A 19178-nucleotide genomic window follows, 5' to 3' on the forward strand; every position below is an offset into this window, starting at 1 on the left:
AAACACATGAAATTGCTCGCTAAAACAAAAGCTAGAGCATCAAGCTAAAAGCTTGATGCTCTAAGAGCGCCGGGGCGAATCCGGCCTTATTGCCGGCCAGCCGAACGGGCCCGGCTGGCCAGGGCCAGCAAGGTCTGGCGGCAATAATCGTCGTCGGGAATATGGGTGGTCTTGCACGCCACTTCCGCCGCCAGCGCCGCCTGCAAAGCCTGCTCCACCGCCCGCAGCGGCCAGAGCCTTAGCATTTTCTGCACCACCGGCTGACGCTTGAAAAATACCGGCGGGCGCATGCCGGCCATCGCCTCCTGCGCCGAAGCGCCTTGCGCCATGGCGCTGGCCGCCAGACGCAGCTTGGCAAGTTCCGAAAGCAGCACCCGCACCAGCGCCACCGGCGAGGCGCCTTCCTCATAAGCCAGGCTCAGCGCCTTATCCGTCGCCGCCAGATCGCCCGTCAGCGCCGCATCGATCGCATCCCCCACCGAGGTCTCGCCGCCATCCGCCAGCAGCGAAGACACATCCGCCAAAGAAAGCCGTTTTTCCGCCCCGGCATAGAGCACCAGAATCTCCAGCGCCTGGCCGAGCGGGCCTTCCTCGCCGGAGAGATTTTGCGCGGCCCAGGCGGCGGCGTCCTGGTCGATGCTCACCCCCTGGGCGCGCAGCCGCGCCGTGATCACCTGCGGCAAGCGCCCGGCATCGATGGCGTAGCAGGCGATGCTGACAATCCCCGGCGCTTTCTCCGCCAGACTGCGCAGCTTGGATTTCGCCGTCAGCTCCCCGGCTTCCAGAATTACCAGCGCGTCGGGCGGCGATTTAGTTAATAATTCTAACGATTTTGTTAGCGGCTCATGCGCATCCCGCACCCGCACCACACGCTCTCCGCCGCCGAGCGAAGCCGCTGTGGCCTCCGCCAGAAGCATATCCGGGCTGGGGTTGGACAGCTCGGCGAAGCGGAACGGATCATTCAGCGCGCCGGGCACGCTGCGCGCCAAGGCCAGCCCGCGCTCTGCCACCAGCCCGGCATCCGGCCCGTGCAGCAGCACCAGGCGGGCATTGGGCGCCTTCAGGAACGCCTCAACCCGGCTGGCTTCAAACTTCATGCAGCGGGATGGGTGCGGAACCAGGCGGCGAGCTGCACGGTGATCTGCTCGGCAATCTCATCGGACAGCGTCTGGTTGACCTTGGCGGTTTCCAGATTGGCGGCGAAATATTGCTGGTCGATCACGTTCAGCGCATCCGCGGCGACGGCATTGCCGGAGGCCAGAATCTGCTCCGGGTGGCCGATGGGGGCGAGCGTCCAACTCGCCCGCGCATCAAAGCGGGTGCGGCTGGTGGAGCTGTCCGACTGCACGCCTTCGCCGGTCTGGCCGATGCTGTAATTGACCGCGAGCACGTAATGCTCGGTCACCGGCTGGCCATCCGTGTAGAGATGCTGCTGCAGGCTCAGCCGCAGCATCTGCCCGGTGCGCTCGGGCAGGTTCTGCACGAACACGCTATCGAGCTTGTCGCTGGCGGCCGCCCCCTGCGCCCCGCCATAAAGCGGCGTGAAGCCGCAGCCGGAGAGGGCGAGAAGGGCGAGGGCGGCGAAGGCTTTACGGTTTGACGACAAAATTCACGATCCTACCTGGGACGTAGATCTGCTTGACGATGGTCTGCGTGCCTATAGTGCCCGCCACGGCCTCCTTGGCAAGCGGGATGGCGACATCCTCACCCGCCCCCGCCGGCACCAATATGGTGCCGCGCAGCTTGCCATTCACCTGCACCGCGACGGTAAGCTCATCCACCACCAGCAAAGCCGGGTCGGCCTTCGGCCAGGGCTGCTGCGCGGCAAGGCCCGCACCGGGGTTCAGCTTGGCGAAGAGATGCTCGGCCAGATGCGGCACCAGCGGGCTGGCGAGCCGCACCAATATCTCCATGGCCTCAAACCGCGCCGCTTGCATGTCCGCGCCCTCAGCCGGGGTGGCGACCGCGTTCAGCAGCTCATAGAGCCGCGCCACGGCGAGGTTGAAGGCGAAGCTCTCCAGCGCCTGCGTCACCGCCTCGATAGAACGGTGCGCCAGCTGGCGCAGCTTCTTGGCCTCGGGGCCGTAGCTCTCCACCTGGGTGTTGCCAGATTTGGCGATCTCCTCGCCGACACGGGCCAGGCGCTGCAGGAAGCGGAAAGAGCCCTGGACGCCGTTTTCGGTCCATTCCACATCGCGCTCGGGCGGGTTGTCGGAGAGCACGAACCAGCGCGCCGTATCCGCCCCGAAGCGCCCGACAATGGCGCCGGGATCGACGGTGTTGCGCTTGGATTTGGACATTTTCTCAACCCGGCCCACCGTCACCGGCGCGCCGGTGGCTTTCAGCACCGCGCCATCGGCGGTGCGGGTGATCTCGTCCGGATAGAGCCAGGCGCCGTTTTCATCCTTGTAGGATTCATGCGTGACCATGCCCTGGGTGAAGAGCCCGGCGAAGGGCTCGTCCACCGCCAGATGGCCGGTCTTGTGCATGGCGCGGGTGAAGAAGCGGGCATAGAGCAGATGCAGGATCGCATGCTCGATACCGCCAACATACTGGTCCACCGGCAGCCAGGCATTCGCGGCCGCCGCCACCGTCGGGGTGCTGGCGCGCGGGGCGGTGAAGCGGGCGAAATACCAGGAGCTGTCGATAAAGGTGTCGAAGGTGTCGGTCTCGCGCGTCGCCGGTTTGCCGCAGGCGGGGCAGTTCACATGCCGCCAGGTCGGGTGATGGTCCAGCGGGTTGCCGGGCGTCTCGAAGGTGACATCCGCCGGCAAAGTGACGGGGAGCTGCTCCGCCGGCACGGGCTGCGCGCCGCAGGCTTCGCAATGGATCACCGGGATCGGGCAGCCCCAATAACGCTGGCGGGAAATGCCCCAATCGCGCAGGCGCCAGTTCTGCACCGCCTTGCCGAAGCCGCGCGCCTCCAGCTCCGCGATGGCGCGGGGCTTGGCCTCCTTGGTGGTCAGGCCGGAAAGGAAGCCGGAATTGACGATGAAGCCATCACCATCCAGCGCCTTGTTGCCGATCTCCGGGGTGGAGTCCTTGTCGGGCGAGACCACCACCGGCACCGGCAGGTCATATTTACGGGCGAAATCCAGATCGCGCTGGTCGCCGCAGGGGCAACCGAAGATCGCCCCGGTGCCATATTCCATCAGCACGAAATTCGCGATCCAGACCGGGTGCTCCTGGCCGGTGAGCGGGTTGATGACTTTCAAGCCCGTGTCGAAGCCGCGCTTCTCGGCGGCCTCGATGGCGGCCTCGGAGGTGCCCTGGCTGGCGCATTCGGCGATGAAGGCGGCGGCTGCCGGGTTGCTCTGGGCGACCAGGCTGGCGATGGGATGCTCCGCCGCGATGGCCAGGAAGGACATGCCGAACAAAGTATCCGGGCGGGTGGTGTAGACGGTGATATCGTCCGACCCATCCGCCAGCTTGAAGGTGACTTCCGCGCCCTGGGAATGGCCGATCCAGTTTTCCTGCATCAGCTTCACCCGCTCGGGCCAGCGCTCCAGGCTGTTCAGCCCGTCCAGCAGATCCTGCGCGGAATCGGTGATTTTCAGGAACCATTGGGAGAGTTTCTTCTTCTCCACCAGCGCGCCGGAGCGCCAGCCGCGCCCGTCGATCACCTGCTCATTGGCGAGTACGGTCATGTCCACCGGGTCCCAGTTCACCGCGGCATCACGGCGCTCAACCAGGCCGGCCTTCCAGAAATCCAGGAACAGCTTCTGCTGCTGGCCGTAATATTCAGGATCGCAGGTGGCGAATTCGCGGGTCCAGTCCAGCGAGAAGCCCATGCGCTTCAGCTCGGCGCGCATATTGGCGATGTTTTTGTAGGTCCAGTCCGCCGGATTGGCCTTGTTTTCGCGGGCGGCGTTTTCGGCGGGCAGGCCGAACGCGTCCCAGCCCATCGGGTGCAAAACCGCGAAGCCCTGGGCGCGCTTGTAGCGCGCCACCACGTCGCCGAGGGTGTAGTTGCGCACATGGCCCATATGGATCTTCCCCGACGGGTAGGGGAACATCTCCAGCACGTAGTATTTGGGCTTGCCCTCGGCGGGAACATCTTCCGCCTTGAAGCAGGATTGGGCCTCCCACTGCGCCTGCCAATGCGGCTCGGCGGTGGAGAAATCATAGCGCGTGGGTTCGGTTTCGGACATGGTGCGCCTGTTTATCCCTGAGGCTTAGACCCGGAAAGGGCTGGAGCCTCAGGTGCAAAAGTTTTTGGGCCGCCTTTTTTCAAAAAGGCGGAAAAACCTCGCCGTTAAAGCGTGCTGTTGATGTTGCCGCCATCCATCAGGATGTTCTGGCCGACGATATAGCCCGCATATTGCGAGCACAGGAACGCGCACATCGCCCCGAATTCCTCCGGCTGGCCGACGCGCCTGGTGGGCAGGCCGGCGGCGCGGGCGCGCACCACCTCTTCGAGGCTCTTGCCGGATTTCTCGGCTTCAACCTTGGCCAGTTTCTGCAGCCGGTCCGTGTCAAACGCGCCGGGGAGCAGATTATTGATGATGACATTATGCTGGGCCACCTGGCGCGACAGCCCGGCGATGAAGCCGGTGAGGCCGGTACGGGCGGTGTTGGAGAGGCCGAGATGCGGGATCGGCGCCTTCACCGAGCCGGAGGTGATATTGACGATGCGGCCCCATTTGCGCTCGATCATCGGGTCGATCACGGCTTTGATCAACGCGATCGGGGTGAGCAGATTGCCGTTCAGCGCCTCCTGCCAATCCTGCTCCGAGAAATCGCGGAAATCCCCGGCCGGCGGGCCGCCGGCATTATTCACCAGAATGTCGGGGCTGGGGCAGACAGAGAGGGCGGCGGCGCGGCCTTCCGGCGTGGTGATATCCCCGGCGGCGTAGCTGATTTTGGCGCCGGTGGCGGCGGCGATCTCTTTCGCCGCGATGGCCAGCTTTTCCTCATTGCGGCCGGTGATGGTCACCGCCACGCCGGCCTGGGCGAGGGCCTGGGCGCTGGCGCGGCCAAGCCCGGCGCTGGCGGCGCAGACCAGGGCGGTGCGGGCGTGAAGACCAAGATCCATGATGAATTCTCCAATACGATACGTCTATTGGGCGTTTTCAGCCGCGGCGGCGCGCTTATTATGCCAGTTTTCCATCAGCTTCAGCACCGTCGCCGAGGTCTCCTCGATCGAGCGGCGGGTGACGTCGATGGTCGGCCAGCCGCGCTCATTGCACAGGCGCCTTGCCCAGATCAGCTCTTTTTCCACCGAATCCTGGTCCACGTAATCGGAGCTGTCGACCCGGCCGAAGATCTCGTTGGTGCCGATCAGTTTCAGCCGGTGGCGGCGGATATCGATGAGGGATTTCGGGTCGATGGTCAGGCCGATGATCGGGCAGGAGGGGTTTTCCAGCTCCTTGGGCAGCGGCGTGTTCGGCACCAAGGGCACGTTCAGCGCCTTGATGCCACGATTGGCGAGATAAAAGCAGGTGGGGGTTTTGGAGGAGCGCGAGACCCCGACCAGCACCACATCCGCCTCGCTGACCCCGCGATTGGCCTGGCCGTCATCATGCGAGATGACGAAATGCATGGCATCGATCCGGCGGAAATAATCGGCGTCCAGCACATATTGGCGGCCGGGCTTGTGCTTGGCGGGGGCGCCGAAATGGCTTTGCAGCATGTCCATCAGCGGGTCCAGCACATGCAGAAGCGGCACGCCGAGGCGGGCACAGGCGGCGTCCAGCTCATGGCGCAACGCATCATCCACCAGGGAGCAGAGCACCGGGCCGGGATCCGCCTCGATCCCCTCCAGGACGCGGTGCAATTGCAGGCGCGAGCGGATGAGCGACCAGCGATGATAGGAGACGCGGCTTTCATCAAACTGCGCCACGGCGGCGCGGGCCAGGGCGGTCAAAGTATCCCCAGTGGCGTCGGATATCAGATGTATATCGAGCTTATCACTGTCCATAATGCTGTTCATAGCGTGGATAACTCGGCTTGGCTCGCCCGATTTTCCGGATTGTGGGGATAAGAGGGGAAAACCGGTGAACGGGGGATGACCGCCAAACCTTCCCTGTGCAGATTGTGCATAACCGCTGGGGATATGTAAAAAACAGAGCCTTAGCGCTGGTTTCCTGCTGTGGATAAGTTTGTGGATTTTGACTCCAAGAGCCTTAACCCCCGTTATCCACAGGGTACTATCACTACGACTCTCACTTTAAATAAATAAAGATTAGGTTTAGGCGGTGGGCATGAAATTCCGTGAAGTCCTGGGAGGACATGAGGTCTGGCCCCCGCCGCTCTGGCTGATGCGCCAGGCGGGGCGCTATCTGCCGGAGTACCGGGCGACGCGGGCGAAGGCGGGGGATTTCATCTCGCTCTGCCTGAATCCGGCGCTGGCCGAAGAGGTGACGCTGCAGCCGATCCGTAAATTCGGCTTCGACGCGGCGATCCTGTTTTCCGATATCCTGATCCTGCCGATGGCGATGGGGCAGGGGCTGCGCTTTGCCGAGGGGGAAGGGCCGCGCCTGCCGCCGCTGGAGGATCTGAGCCTGCTGCAGCCGGGCAAGGCGGCTGGGGTGTATGCGCCTGTCATCGAGACGGTGAGCCGGCTCAGCGCCTCTCTGCCGAAGCAGACGGGGCTGATCGGCTTCGCCGGCGGGCCGGCGACGGTGGCCTGCTACATGCTGGATGGCCAGGGCGGCGGCTTTCCGCGCACCAGGCAGCTGGCTTATGAGCAGCCGGATTTCGTGCGCGAGCTTGTGGATATCCTCGCCGAGGCCAGCATTGAGTATCTTTCCGCCCAGGTGGAGGCCGGGGCGCATTGCGTGATGCTGTTCGAGAGCTGGGCCGGGCTGTTTCCCCCCGCGCAGTTCCGCGAACTGGTGATCCGCCCGGCAAGGCGCATCTGCGATGGGCTGCGGGCCTTGCATCCGGGGCTGAAGATCATCGGGTTTCCGCGCCTGGTCGGGCTGATGCTGGGCGAATATGCGCGCGAGAGCGGGGTGGATGTGGTGGCGCTGGATAGCGTCACCGGCCTGGCCGAGGCGCGGGCGGCCTGCCCGCCAGGGACGATCTTCCAGGGCAATCTCGACCCGCTGCTGCTGAAGCTGGGCGGGGAGGCGCTGGATGAGGCGGTGGAAGCGCTGCTTGCGCAGGTGAAGGGGCATCCACATATCCTTAATCTCGGCCATGGCATCACCCCGGATGTCCCGGAGGCGCATGTGGCGAGGCTGGTGGAAAAGGTGAGGGCCGCAAGATGAAAACCGCGATCGTCCTGTTCAATCTGGGCGGTCCGGACCGCCCGGAGGCGATCAAGCCCTTCCGGGTCAATCTGTTTTCCGACAAGGCGATCATCCGTGCGCCTTGGTTCATCCGGGTCTGGCTCTCGCGGCTGATCGCGCGCTCCTCCGCCAAGGCGGCCTATGAGAATTACCAGCTGATGGGCGGGCGCTCGCCGCTACTGGAACTGACCGCGCAACAGGCGCGGGCGCTGGAGGCGCAGCTGGGGGATGAATATCGCTGCTTCATCGCCATGCGCTATTGGCACCCGTTCGCGGCGGAGACGGTGCGCCAGGTGAAGGATTGGGCGCCGGAGCGGGTGCTGCTGCTACCGCTCTATCCGCAATTTTCCACCACCACCACCGGCTCCTCGCTGAGCGATTGGCGCGAGGCGGCGGCGAAGGCCGGGCTGATTATCCCGGTGACCACGTTGTGCTGCTGGTTCGACGATCCGGCCTATATCGAGGCGACAGCGGCAATGGTGCGCGAGGCGATCGAGACCGCGCGGGCGCAGAATCCGGATTTGAAATTGCGAGTGCTGTATTCGGCGCATGGGCTGCCGGAGAGCATCGTCAAGGCCGGCGATCCGTATCAGGCGCAGGTGGAAGCCACCAGTGCGGCGGTGGGGGCGCGGCTGGCGGATATGGGGGTTGAACATCTGGTCTGCTACCAGTCCCGCGCGACGCCGCAGAAATGGCTGGAGCCGAGCACGATCCAGGCGATCGAGCAGGCCGGGCGGGATGGTGTCGGGCTCGTGGTGGTGCCGATTGCGTTTGTCTCCGACCATATCGAGACCTTGGTGGAGCTGGATATCGAGAACCGGCATCTGGCCGAGGAAAACAAGGTGCAGCTTTATGTCCGGGCGCGGGTGGCGAATGATGATCCGGCCTTCATCGCGGCGCTGGCCGGGCTGGTGAAGCGGGCGGGCGAAACCGGCCTGTGCAAGGAAGGCGGGCGCTGCGGGGCGGCGCATAAGGATTGCCCCTGGGAGAGACAGCGTGCGTCCTGATTTGATTATTTTCGATTGCGACGGCGTGCTGATTGACAGCGAGATTGTGGCCAACCGGGTGGTGGCGGCGGAGATGACGCGGCTGGGCTGGGCGATGGATGCGCAAGAGTCCATGCGGCAATTTCTCGGCATGAATATCGGCGACATGCAGCCGGTGATCGAGGCCAGGCTGGGACGCAGCCTGCCGGCGGATTGGCGGCGCGCGATGGCGGACCAGCTGGTTGAGGTGTTGAAGGAGGAGGCGGCGTTGATCCCCGGCGCGGATGCGATGCTGGAGAAGGTGACGGCGCTGGGCTTTGACTGGCGCATCGCCTCCAACTCCTCCGATGAGGAGATGGCGGTGAAATTCGCCCGCACCGGCTTGTCAGAGATCACCGCCGGGCGCTGCATTTCCGCAGGAAGGGTGATCGCGCGCGGCGGGCGGGCGAAGCCGGCGCCGGATGTGTTTCTGGAAGCCGCCGCCGATGCGAGGATTGCGCCGGAACGCTGCATCGTTCTGGAGGATAGCGTGTTGGGCACGCGCGCCGCGGTGGCGGCGGGGATGGTCGCTTACGGCTATGATCCGCACGGCGATGGCGCGAAACTTCTGGCTGAGGGATCGAGGCGGGTGTTCAGCCGGCTGGATGAGATTTTCGAGGTGCTGGCGTGAGCTTTCCGGTTCTGTTGCCATGTTTTAAATGGTTTTTGGCGCTGCATATCATGAGCTTCTCCGCCTGGATGGCGGGGATGTTCTATCTGCCCCGGCTCTATGTGTATCATTGCCAGACGAAACCGGGATCGGTTGAATCCGAACGCTTCAAGGTGATGGAACGGCGTTTGCTGAAACAGATCATCAATCCGGCGATGATCTCCACCTTCATTTTCGGCGTGCTGCTGGTGCTGACCCCAGGAGCGGTGAGCTGGAGTGCGGGCTGGTGGTGGACGAAGATTGTCGCCCTGCTGCTGATGTTTGGGTTTCACGGCGCCTGTTCGCGCTGGCGCCGGGATTTTCTGAATGATTCGAATCGCCGGGCGGAACGGTTTTATCGCATCGCCAATGAGGTACCGACAATCCTGTTCATCGTCATCGTCATCGCGGTGGTGGTGAAGCCCTGATCTCGTTCAGCCCGCCGCTGCTGCTGCGGGCTGGCGCGACCGGGGTGATTGCGTGGCTGGACCGCGTCGCCGGTGGGGTTTTCATTCTCTTCGGCTTTAAGCTGGCTTTTTCGAAGTTATAAAAGTTTTTTGGTGCCGCTTTTTTACAAAAAAGCGGCGAAAAACGTCTGGGGTGGTCGCAACATCGTGCCACCGCCCCGAACGTTTGTGGGGACTTTTTGGAAAAAGTCCCCACACCCCCAAAAACTTCTGCAAATTTTAAGAAATATATAAGTCACCTCTGAAAATTCCGGCAACACGGTCTACATAAGCTGCCTTGTTTGCAAGGAGTGGATGCGATGAGCGACAGTCAAAACCCTGTTTGGTTCATTACCGGCTGTTCGACCGGCTTTGGCCGCGAGCTGGCCTTGCGGGTGCTGCGGCGCGGCTGGAATGTGGTGGTGACTGCGCGCAATGTCGCGCAGATTGCCGATATCGTTGAGAACAAGCCGAATGCGCTGGCGGTGAGACTGGATGTCACCGATCAGGGCGAGATCGACGCGGCGGTGAAGGCGGCGGTGGAAAAATTCGGGCGGATCGATGTGCTGGTGAATAATGCCGGCTATGGCTACCAAAGCTCCGCCGAGGAAGGCGAGGAGCATGAGATCCGCGCCATGTTCGATGCCAATGTGTTCGGGCTGTTCGCGCTCACCCGCGCGGTGCTGCCGGTGATGCGGGCGCGCAAGAGCGGGCATATTCTCAACATCACCTCGGTCGCCGGGCTGATCGGCTTTCCTGGTTCGGCCTATTATGCCGCCTCCAAACATGCGGTGGAAGGGTTCTCCGATGGGTTGCGCGCCGAGACGCAGGCGCTCGGCATTCAGGTGACGTGCGTCGAGCCGGGGCCGTTCCGGACCGATTGGGCCGGGCGCTCGCTGAAGCAGACGCCCAACAAGATCGCCGATTATGCCGAAACCGCCGGGGCGCGGCTGGAGGCGACCAGGGCGCGCAGCGGCAACCAGGCGGGGGATCCAATCCGGGCCAGCGATGTCATGATCGCGCTGACGCAGAGGCAGACGGCACCGCGCCATATCGTGCTCGGCGCCTTCGGCTATGACGCGGTGACGAAGAAGCTGGAAGAGCGTCTGGCGGAGATCAGCAGCCAGAAAGAAGACTCCTACAGCGCCGATTATCCGACCGGCTGAGCCAGGCTCAGCAGGCTCAGCGTGTGGCGCGCGATCATCAGCTCCTCATCGGTGGGGATGATCCGCACCTCGATCGCGCTCTCCGGCGTGCTGATGGCGGGCTCGTTCGCGTCATTGGCCTCCGGAGAAAGCTCCAGCCCCAGCCAGGAGAGATGCGCGCAGATGGCGGCGCGGATGGGGGCGGCGTGCTCGCCGATGCCGGCGGTGAAGATCAGCCCATCCAGCCCGCCAAGCGCCGCCACCAGCCCGGCGGCCTGCTTCGCCGCCTGGTAGGCGAAAACATCCAGCGCCAGTTTCGCGGCCGGCGAGCCATCGGCCAGCAGCAACCGGACATCGCCGGAAATGCCGGAGAGGCCGAGCAGGCCGGATTTCTTGTAGAGCAGATCGGTGAGGGTGGCTTCGTCCATGTTGTGGGATTGCATCAGATAGAGCAGCACCCCGGCATCGATGGCGCCAGTGCGCGTGCCCATCACCAGACCATCGAGCGCGGTGAAGCCCATGGTGGAATCGATGGAGTTGCCGTTTTTCACCGCGCACATCGAAGCGCCATTGCCAAGATGCGCGATGATGACACGGCTTTTCACCAGATGCGGGGCCTGGGTGGGCAGGCGGGAGACGATATATTCGTAAGAGAGGCCGTGAAACCCGTAGCGGCGCACGCCTTCTTTATGCAGCGCTTCCGGCAGGGCGAAGCGTGTCGCGACATCCGGCATGGTGTGATGGAAGGAGGTATCGAAACAGCCGATCTGTTTCAGCCCTGGGCGGAGATTGAACAGAGCCTGCACCCCGGCGCAATTATGCGGCTCGTGCAAAGGAGCGAGCTGGCTGAGTTTGGCGATCTCGGCGAGATGCGAAGGGTCGAGCAGCAACGGTGCGGTGAAGCTGGCGCCGCCATGGACGATGCGATGGCCGGCGGCGATGAGATTATCCGCGCCGAGATGGGCTTCCACCCAGTTCAGAACTTCATTGAGAAGATCTTCATGATCCAGCGGCGCGTGGTTTGGCCAGCGCCGCTCGAAGGCCAGGGTGCCGCCCGCCTTGATGCGCAGATGCGGGGCGGCGCCGATATTCTCGGCCTCGCCCTCGGCGATGCGGGTCAGCCCATCGCGCAATTCGAACAAAGCGAATTTGATGCTGGAGGAACCGGCATTGATGGTGAGGATCGCGTCAGCCATGATGGGAAGCCAGCATCACCGCGATGGCGCAGGAGGCGAGGCGGGCGCGTTCCGTATCCGCCCGGCTGGTGAGGATGATCGGCACGCTGGCGCCCAGAACGATCCCCGCCGCATCCGCGTTGGCGAGAAAGCTCAGCTGTTTGGCCAGCATGTTGCCGGATTCGATATCCGGCACCAGCAGAATATCCGCCTGGCCGGCGACCGGGGAGATGATGTGTTTCTGCGCGGCGGCGTCGGCGCTGATCGCGTTATCAAAAGCCAGGGGACCGTCGATGATGGCACCCGTGATCTGGCCGCGATCGGCCATCTTGCAAAGCGCGGCGGCATCCAACGTGGCCTGCATATGCGGGTTGATGGTTTCCACCGCGGCCAGGATGGCGGCGCGCGGTTCCTCGATGCCCAGGGCCTTGGCGAGATCGATGGCGTTTTGCAGAATGTCGCGTTTTTCCTCAAGATTTGGGCAGAGATTGATCGCGGCATCGGTGATCAGCAGCGGTTTCGGGTAGGCGGGCACGTCCATGACATAGACATGGCTGAGCCGGCTGCCATTGCGCAGGCCGGTCTCGGGCTTCATCACCTCGTGCAGAAGTTCATCACTATGCAAGGCACCTTTCATCAGCGCGCCGGCTTCGCCGGATTTCGCCAAAGCGACGGCGCGGCTGGCGGCCTGCGCGCTGGTTGCCGCCTCCTCGATGCGGAAGGCTGCAATATCGATGTTATATTCAGCGGCTTTGGCCTGGATGAGCGCGGCCGGGCCGACCAGGATGGGGGTGATGAGGCCGCGCTGTGCAGCCTCCGCGGCGGCCTGCAAGGAGGTTTCATCGCAGGGCCAGGCGATGGCGGTGGCGAGTTTTTCGCCGGAGGTGGCCTTGGCCAGCAGCATGCGCAGAAACTCATGCCGCAGCAGCCGCACTTCCGGCAAGGCGATGGCGGGGCGGCTGACCTTTTCCGTCGGCGCCTGCACGGTGGCGGTGCCGCTCAGCACCTCCTTGCCGTCCTGGTTGCGGCAATGGCAATCCAGAATGACGCGGTGTTTTTCCGGTTGCAGATCGGTGATCGTCAGCGTCGCGGTGATGCTGTCGCCAGGGGAGACCGGGGCGCGGAATTTCAGCTCCTGGCCGAGATAGATGGTGCCGGGGCCGGGGAGTTTGGTGCCGAGCACGGCGGAGATCAGCCCGGCGGTGAGCACGCCCTGGGCGATGATATGGTGGAAAAGGTCGGACGCGGCATAGTCCTTGTCCAGATGCGCGGGGTTCACATCGCCGGAGATGACGGAGAAGAGGGCGATATCGTCCATCGTCACAGTGCGGGTGAGGCTGGCGCTATCGCCCAGCGCCAGCTCGGCGAAGATGCGGTTTTCCAGCAGCTCGGTCTGCATATCCATTGTGATATCCTTCAGCGTTGGAAAATATAGGTGCCGGGGGCGGACTCTTTCGCGGGGTAGCCAGCGTTGCCCAGCTGCGGCGGGTTGGTGGGGGCGCCGGAGCGTGCGGCGAGCCAGCCGGCCCAGTCCGGCCACCAGGACCCTTCCTGGCAATAAGCGTGGCTCTGCCATTCATCCGGCGGCACGTAGAGATCCCCCGGCTTGCGCTCCAGCTTGCAGAAATGCCGGTGCGGATGGCCCGGCTCGCTCACCACCCCGGCATTATGGCCGCCGGAGGTGAGCACGAAGGTGAAATCATTCGGGTTGAGCTGCTGCAGTTTATAGACCGAGCGCCAGGGGGCGATATGGTCGGTCTCGGTGCCGATGACGAAGAACGGCGCCTTGATGTCGGCCAGCGAGATCTTGCGCCCGCCGGCCTCGAAGCGGCCCTCGGCGAGGTCGTTATTCAGGAACAGCTTGCGCAGATATTCCGAATGCATGCGGTAGGGCATGCGGGTGGCATCCATGTTCCAGGACATCAGATCATTCGGATGGTCCTGCTCGCCGAGATAATAGCGGCGGATCATCTGCGACCAGACCAGGTCGTTGGCGCGCAGCATCTGGAAGGCGCCGGCCATTTGCGGGGCGTCCAGATAGCCTTGCGCCCACATCACGTCATCCAGGAAGTGCAGCTGGGATTCGTTGATGAAAAGCTGCAGCTCGCCGGCTTCGGTGAAATCCGTCTGCGCGGCGAGCAGGGTGAGGGAGGCGAGCCGCTCATCGCCATCGCGCGCCATGGCGGCGGCGGTGATGGAAAGCAGCGTGCCGCCCAGGCAATAGCCGGCGGCGTGGATTTTCTCACCATTGCAGATGGCGGAGACGGCGTCGATGGCGGCCATGGTGCCCAGGCGGCGGTAATCATCCAGCGACACATCGCGCATCGAGGCGTCCGGGTTGCGCCAGGAGATGCAGAACACGGTGAAGCCCTGGGAGAGCAGATATTTCACCATCGAATTCTGCGGCGAGAGGTCGAGGATGTAATATTTCATGATCCAGGCGGGGACGATGAGGATAGGCTCCGGGCGCACGGTCTGCGTCTCCGGGGCATATTGGATCAGCTCCAGCAATTCATTGCGCAGCACCACCCGGCCAGGGGTGAGCGCGACGTCATGGCCGGGGCGCATCGGCAGGGGCTGGGTTTTGCTGGTGCCGGCGGCGCGCAGATCCTCGATCAGGTTTTTCGCGCCCTGGCGCAGGCTCTCGCCCTGGCTTTCCTGGGCGCGCTTGAGCACTTCCGGGTTGGTGAGGGGAAAGTTGGAGGGGGCGAGCACGTCCAGCACCTGGCGGGCGGCGAAATTGACGATACGCTCATTCTCATGGCTGACGCCGTCGATATCGGTGGTAGCCGCCTGCCAGAAGCGCTCGCCGCGCAGGAAGGCCTGGACGGCGAAGGCCGCCGGGCCCTGGGCCCAGCTCGGGTCGCGGAAGCGGTGATCCTGCGGCTCGGGCGTCACCGGCTCGTAGGACAGGCCCAGCGCCTGGTGGGTGAGGGCCTGGGCGTCGTTCGCGGCCTGGCGGGCGAGCTGCAGCTGCCGGCCGGGCTGGTCGGCGAGATGCAGCGCCCAATCCGCCCAGGCCAGGGCCAAAGCGGCGAGGGAGAGGCCGCCAGTGAGCCGCGCCTGGGCGGCGTGCAAGGCGCGGTCGAGATCCGCTTGGGGGTGGGGTGGTTCGGACATGAGAGGCTTCCTAATTCCCGATGAGATGTTCACCGCCATCGATGGGCAGGATGAGGCCGGTGAGCATGCGCGCCGCATCGCAGACCAGGAAGGCGGCGAGCGCCCCGCAATCCTCGATGCTGGCGAGCCGCCGTTCCGGCGACAGGCGGGCGGCATTGTCCAGCAGCTCGGAGAAATGCTCGATGCCGCTGGCGGCACGGGTGGCGATGGGGCCGGGCGAGATGGCGTTGACCCGGATGGCCTTGCCCCCCAACTCGGCGGCGGCGTAGCGCACGGCGCTCTCCAGCGCCGCCTTCACCGGGCCCATCAGCCCGTAATGCGGGATGACGCGCTCGGAGCCCTGATAGGTGACCGCGAGCAGCGTGCCGCCTTGCGGCATCAAGGGCTCGGCCAGCCTGGCGGCGCGCAGGAAGGAGTGGCAGGAAATATCCATCGCCTGGGCGAAGCCGGCGGCGGAGCTGTCCACCACACGGCCGTGCAGATCCTGCGCCGGGGCGAAGGCGATGGCGTGCAGCAGAAAATCCAGCCCGCCCCATTGGGCCTTCACCGCCTCGAACACCGCCTCCAGCGCGCCGGGCACCTGCACGTCGCAGGGCAACAGCAGCTCACAGGGCAGGGTGGAGGTGACGGCTTCGACGAAGGGCTTGGCCTTGTCGTTGAGATAGGTGGCGGCCAGCACCGCGCCCTCCTGCGCGAAGGCCTGGGCGCAGCCGGTGGCGATGCTGTGCTGGTTGGCGATGCCAAGAATGAGCCCGCGCTTTCCGGCAAGCCGTCCCGGAGCGGCGGGGGGCGTCATGGGGCGGAAACATCCGGCCGGTGCGCGGCCTTGCTGGGGCGCTCGGCCCGGGCTTGCGGCCCGTCCTCGGCATCACGCGCGGCTTTGGTATCCAGCCAAGCGGAAAGCAGGGTGGCGTTGGCGCGCAGGATGGTCTGGCCATAGGCGATCTGCGCCTGGGTCAGGCTTTGCATGCGCTCGGCCATGTCCGTGAACATGGCGCCGCCATAAGGGAGCTTCGCGGCGGCGAGAAACTCCTTGGAGATGCCGAGAACGTTGAACGGGTCGTTTTGGGTCTTGTCCGACATAACACAGTCTCCTGGGTCAGGATCAATGCCCGGAATCAGCCATCTTTCGAGGTCTGGCGCATTGACCTTTATCAAGCCTCTGACGTGACATTTTTGCTGCATACCGAAACAGGGATGGAAAATCGCGCGGCATCAGCGCGTTAACGGCGGATAAATATTCGACTCCGGAATATACATTTTGTTTACAAAATTCGGGTCTGCTGGCGGCATGAGCAGATTTTTTTCCAGGGGCCGGGAAACCATGCGCAAGCTGTTATGGGCGTCGCGTTTCATGCATTGGCTGCGCGACCTGATGGCCCTGCCGGAGGATGATCCTGCCCTGGCGGCAACGCAGCTTGCGGCGCTGTCGCAGTATGTGCCCGCATTCTATTTGGTGTTGATCTTCAACCTGACCAGCCTGGCAATCACGCATATGCGTGTGGCGCCGCCATTGCTGGGGCGGGCGATCCCGCTGCTGCTGCTAATAACGGCGACGATCCGCCTGGCGCTGTGGCTGCATCGGCGCCGGCACCTGACCCCGCGCGAGGACGCGGTGCGCAAGCTGCGCGCGGCGCGGCGCAGCGGGGTGGTGCTGGGGAGCTGTGCCGGCGGCTGGGCGCTGCTGCTGCTGCCCTATGGCGATGTCTATCAGCGTTTGCAGGTGGAGATTACGGTGGCGCTGACGCTGCTCACCTGTTTCATCTGCCTGATCAGCCTGCGCAGTGCGGCGATCCTGCTGGGGTTGATCGTCGGCGTGCCTTATGCGCTGGTGTTTCTCTCGGCGCCGCAAACGCCGGTGCGGCTGAGCGGCGCCGGGACGGTTCTGGTGCTGTTTGTCACCCTGCAGATGCTGCTGCGCAATGCGGCGGATTTCGTCGCCCTCAGCCATTCGGAGCGGGAATTGCAACGCCGCCAGCGCGAGACGCAGCTTCTTTCGGACGAGAATTCGCGTCTGGCCTATCTGGACTCGCTCACCGGGCTGCCCAACCGGCGGCGGTTTTTCGCCGAGCTGGAGCAGGCGCTGAGCGATGCCGCACAAGGCGGACGATGCCTCGCAGTGGCGCTGATGGATCTGGACCGATTCAAAGGCATCAACGACATGCATGGCCACGCCGCCGGAGACAGGTTGCTCTCACAGGTCGGCGCGCGGCTGCGGCGTCTGGTGGGGGAGGGGATTTTCATCGCCAGGCTGGGTGGGGATGAGTTTGGGGTGATTTTGCGCGATTGCCAGGGCGGTGCGGCGGTGCGGCAATTCGCCGCCGATGTGCGGCATGTGCTGGAAGCGCCGTGCATCGTCGGGGACCGGCTGGCGACCATTTCCAGCTCGCTGGGGGTGGCGATCTATCCGGATGCCGGCGGCACCGCCGAGGAGTTGTTCGAGCGCGCGGACTACGCGCTGTATCACGGCAAGCAGACGGAAAAAGGCGGGATGGTGCTGTTCTCCCGGGAGCATGAAACACGCATCCGCGCCGAGGCCCGGCTGGAGCAGGCATTTCGCCATTCCGATATGGAATCTGAATTATGGGTGGCGTTCCAGCCGATTGTGGATGTCGCCCAGCGCAAGGTGGTGGCGTTCGAGGCGCTAGCGCGCTGGCAAAGCCCGGAGCTGGGGCTGGTGAGCCCGGGCCTGTTCGTGCCATTGGCCGAACGCTCCCAGCTGGTTTGCCCGATGACGGCGGTGCTGTTGCAAAAAGCCCTGGCGGCGGCGAGGGAGTGGCCGGAACATGTCAGTCTGAACTTCAATCTTTCGCCGTATAATTTCACCTCGGTGGAGACGATGAGCAGGCTCCGCACGCTGGTGACGGGGAGCGGGCTGGCGCCGTCGCGGATCGAGTTCGAGGTGACGGAATCCGCCTTGCTGGATGATTTCGAGCATGCGCAATCCTGTTTGCGGGAATTGCGGGCGCTGGGGGCGCGGATTGCGCTGGATGATTTCGGCACCGGCTTTTCCAGCCTCAGCCATGTCAGCCGGTTGCAGCTGGATAAGATCAAGATCGACCGCAGCTTCGTGATCGATGTTCATTCCAGCGCCACCTCTGCCAATATCGTCAAGACGATCATTTCGCTGTGCGATAATCTGCGGCTGGATTGCGTGGTGGAAGGGGTGGAGACGCTGGAGCAGCTGCACACCATCGCGGCGCTGGGCGGCCATTTCATTCAAGGCTTTCTGATTTCGCGGCCGGTGCCGGCGGAGGCGGTGGCGGGGCTGATCGCGGGGTTTGAAGCCGCAGCCCCCCATGCGGCCTGACGCGGCAAGGCGGAGGCTGAGAGCAATATGTGTTTAGGTTGGCACGCCAGCGTCAAGATAAACACATATTGCTCTAACAAACAGCAAGAGCCTGTCCCGCGCGCCAAGCCGGCGGGCGCAAAAAACCCAGACGCTTGCGGCGCCTGGGTCAGTGAGGGGTTAGCTTATTGTTGGTAAATTATTCGGCGGCGGCGTGGCTCAGGCGCGGGCCGGGCACGCCGATCGGCAGCACGGTATGGCCATGCGCCTCGTTGATGATCTCAGCAGCGCCGAGATAGAAGGCCAGGATCGCGGTGATCAGCCCGCCATAGCCGCCCAGTGTGCCCAGGGCGGGGATGCCCAGCAGATCCTTGAAGCCGAGCAGCAGGAAGGTGACGGACAAGGCCGCGAAGATCAGGAACAGGGTGCGGTTCAGCGCGAAGGTGCCGACCCACATCGCGATGGTGAAAACGCCCCAGACCAGCAGATACCAGCCGACAGCGACAGCCGGCACGCCCTTGGCGAAGAATTCCACGAACAGCGCGAAGCTCCACCAGAAGGCGCCGTAGGAGCAGAACGCAACGAAGCCGAAGCTGTTGCCTTTCACCATCTCCATCAGCCCGGCGCAGAATTGCGCGGTGCCGCCGAAAGCGATGGCCATGGCCAGCACCAGCGGCACGGCGGTGGCGGGCATGAAGCCGGAATTGATTAGACAGAGAAGCCAGGTGGTCAGGGCAAAGCCGAACAGCCCGAGGGGGGCGGGGTTTGCGAGCTTCATATTCTTTATTCCTCCAGAAGAGTTGCGCTTTTTGGTCGTCTTTTTGTCATTTTGTTTTATTTCCGGGCCGTTATTCGGCCTCTGATATGTAGCTTATTGCATATTTTTCATGGTCACGGAAGAACTCTGATGCATCAAGCCTTTAGCTGGACGCGCTCATTTTTGTTTTGGCCAGCAATTCCATGTGTTTATTTTGACGCCGCCGCGTCGGCCTCAACCTATATCGCTCTCGTGCTTGTCTCGTTTTGGAGCGTTTTGTTCCGGCCCTCCTGCGCATCCGATGGGTGGCTGAAACCGCATCGGGCGCCTTCTGGGT

17 protein-coding genes are annotated in these 19178 nt (G+C 63.8%); 6 read left to right on the forward strand and 11 right to left on the reverse strand.

Annotated features, from left to right (window positions below; all coding sequences use genetic code 11):
• Nucleotides 1-86: 86 nt before the first annotated feature.
• The 5 genes from holA to MXAZACID_RS12540 form a co-directional block, all read right to left on the reverse strand.
• Nucleotides 87-1097, reverse strand: a complete 1011-nt coding sequence (gene holA, locus MXAZACID_RS12520) for a DNA polymerase III subunit delta (RefSeq protein WP_008494763.1) — start codon at nt 1095-1097, stop codon at nt 87-89.
• On the reverse strand, nt 1094-1606 hold the full coding sequence (locus MXAZACID_RS12525) for a hypothetical protein (protein WP_008494764.1): 513 nt from the start codon (nt 1604-1606) through the stop codon (nt 1094-1096). The genes holA and MXAZACID_RS12525 overlap by 4 nt, the downstream gene beginning before the upstream one ends.
• Complete coding sequence (gene leuS, locus MXAZACID_RS12530; protein WP_008494765.1) at nt 1590-4151, reverse strand: leucine--tRNA ligase; 2562 nt, start codon at nt 4149-4151, stop codon at nt 1590-1592. Before leuS ends, MXAZACID_RS12525 begins: the two co-directional genes overlap by 17 nt.
• Nucleotides 4152-4255: 104 nt before the next feature.
• Nucleotides 4256-5035 (reverse strand): SDR family oxidoreductase, encoded by a 780-nt coding sequence (locus MXAZACID_RS12535; RefSeq protein ID WP_008494766.1) that lies wholly within the window; start codon nt 5033-5035, stop codon nt 4256-4258.
• Between the two features lie 24 nt (nt 5036-5059).
• Nucleotides 5060-5920, reverse strand: a complete 861-nt coding sequence (locus MXAZACID_RS12540; protein WP_026438936.1) for a pyruvate, water dikinase regulatory protein — start codon at nt 5918-5920, stop codon at nt 5060-5062.
• Between the two features lie 283 nt (nt 5921-6203).
• Here MXAZACID_RS12540 and hemE point away from each other — a divergent pair, with 283 nt between their 5' ends.
• From hemE to MXAZACID_RS12565, 5 genes are all read left to right on the forward strand, one after another.
• The gene (gene hemE / locus MXAZACID_RS12545) at nt 6204-7214 is read left to right on the forward strand and encodes a uroporphyrinogen decarboxylase (protein ID WP_008494768.1); all 1011 of its coding nucleotides are present in this window, start codon (nt 6204-6206) and stop codon (nt 7212-7214) included.
• Entirely contained in the window at nt 7211-8242 is a 1032-nt protein-coding gene (hemH, locus tag MXAZACID_RS12550) for a ferrochelatase (protein WP_008494770.1), read from the forward strand. The genes hemE and hemH overlap by 4 nt, the downstream gene beginning before the upstream one ends.
• Nucleotides 8232-8891 (forward strand): HAD family phosphatase, encoded by a 660-nt coding sequence (locus MXAZACID_RS12555; RefSeq protein WP_008494771.1) that lies wholly within the window; start codon nt 8232-8234, stop codon nt 8889-8891. Before hemH ends, MXAZACID_RS12555 begins: the two co-directional genes overlap by 11 nt.
• On the forward strand, nt 8888-9337 hold the full coding sequence (gene hemJ, locus MXAZACID_RS12560) for a protoporphyrinogen oxidase HemJ (RefSeq protein WP_008494772.1): 450 nt from the start codon (nt 8888-8890) through the stop codon (nt 9335-9337). Before MXAZACID_RS12555 ends, hemJ begins: the two co-directional genes overlap by 4 nt.
• Nucleotides 9338-9675: 338 nt before the next feature.
• Nucleotides 9676-10521 carry an oxidoreductase gene (locus tag MXAZACID_RS12565; protein ID WP_008494773.1) on the forward strand — a complete coding sequence of 282 codons (846 nt, stop codon included), beginning with the start codon at nt 9676-9678 and terminating at the stop codon, nt 10519-10521.
• Here the strand turns inward: MXAZACID_RS12565 and MXAZACID_RS12570 are convergent.
• The 5 genes from MXAZACID_RS12570 to MXAZACID_RS12590 are packed head-to-tail and all read right to left on the reverse strand — an operon-like array spanning nt 10506 to nt 15878.
• The gene (locus MXAZACID_RS12570; RefSeq protein WP_008494774.1) at nt 10506-11696 is read right to left on the reverse strand and encodes an acetate/propionate family kinase; all 1191 of its coding nucleotides are present in this window, start codon (nt 11694-11696) and stop codon (nt 10506-10508) included. The two genes, MXAZACID_RS12565 and MXAZACID_RS12570, sit on opposite strands and share 16 nt — an antisense overlap.
• Complete coding sequence (locus tag MXAZACID_RS12575) at nt 11689-13080, reverse strand: bifunctional enoyl-CoA hydratase/phosphate acetyltransferase (protein ID WP_008494775.1); 1392 nt, start codon at nt 13078-13080, stop codon at nt 11689-11691. The genes MXAZACID_RS12570 and MXAZACID_RS12575 overlap by 8 nt, the downstream gene beginning before the upstream one ends.
• An 11-nt stretch (nt 13081-13091) precedes the next feature.
• On the reverse strand, nt 13092-14795 hold the full coding sequence (locus MXAZACID_RS12580; RefSeq protein ID WP_008494777.1) for an alpha/beta hydrolase: 1704 nt from the start codon (nt 14793-14795) through the stop codon (nt 13092-13094).
• 10 nt (nt 14796-14805) lie between these two features.
• The gene (fabI, locus tag MXAZACID_RS12585) at nt 14806-15591 is read right to left on the reverse strand and encodes an enoyl-ACP reductase FabI (RefSeq protein WP_008494778.1); all 786 of its coding nucleotides are present in this window, start codon (nt 15589-15591) and stop codon (nt 14806-14808) included.
• Nucleotides 15588-15878 (reverse strand): hypothetical protein, encoded by a 291-nt coding sequence (locus MXAZACID_RS12590; RefSeq protein WP_008494779.1) that lies wholly within the window; start codon nt 15876-15878, stop codon nt 15588-15590. Before MXAZACID_RS12590 ends, fabI begins: the two co-directional genes overlap by 4 nt.
• A gap of 208 nt (nt 15879-16086) precedes the next feature.
• On the opposite strand from MXAZACID_RS12590, the gene MXAZACID_RS12595 reads away from it, so the two are divergent.
• Complete coding sequence (locus MXAZACID_RS12595; protein WP_083878751.1) at nt 16087-18105, forward strand: bifunctional diguanylate cyclase/phosphodiesterase; 2019 nt, start codon at nt 16087-16089, stop codon at nt 18103-18105.
• Between the two features lie 178 nt (nt 18106-18283).
• Here MXAZACID_RS12595 and MXAZACID_RS12600 read toward each other — a convergent pair whose 3' ends face one another.
• Nucleotides 18284-18862, reverse strand: a complete 579-nt coding sequence (locus MXAZACID_RS12600; RefSeq protein WP_008494781.1) for an acetate uptake transporter family protein — start codon at nt 18860-18862, stop codon at nt 18284-18286.
• Nucleotides 18863-19178 lie beyond the last annotated feature (316 nt).

This window comes from Acidocella sp. MX-AZ02 (genome assembly GCF_000306035.1).
In the GTDB taxonomy this organism is placed as follows: Bacteria; Pseudomonadota; Alphaproteobacteria; order Acetobacterales; family Acetobacteraceae; genus Acidocella; species Acidocella facilis.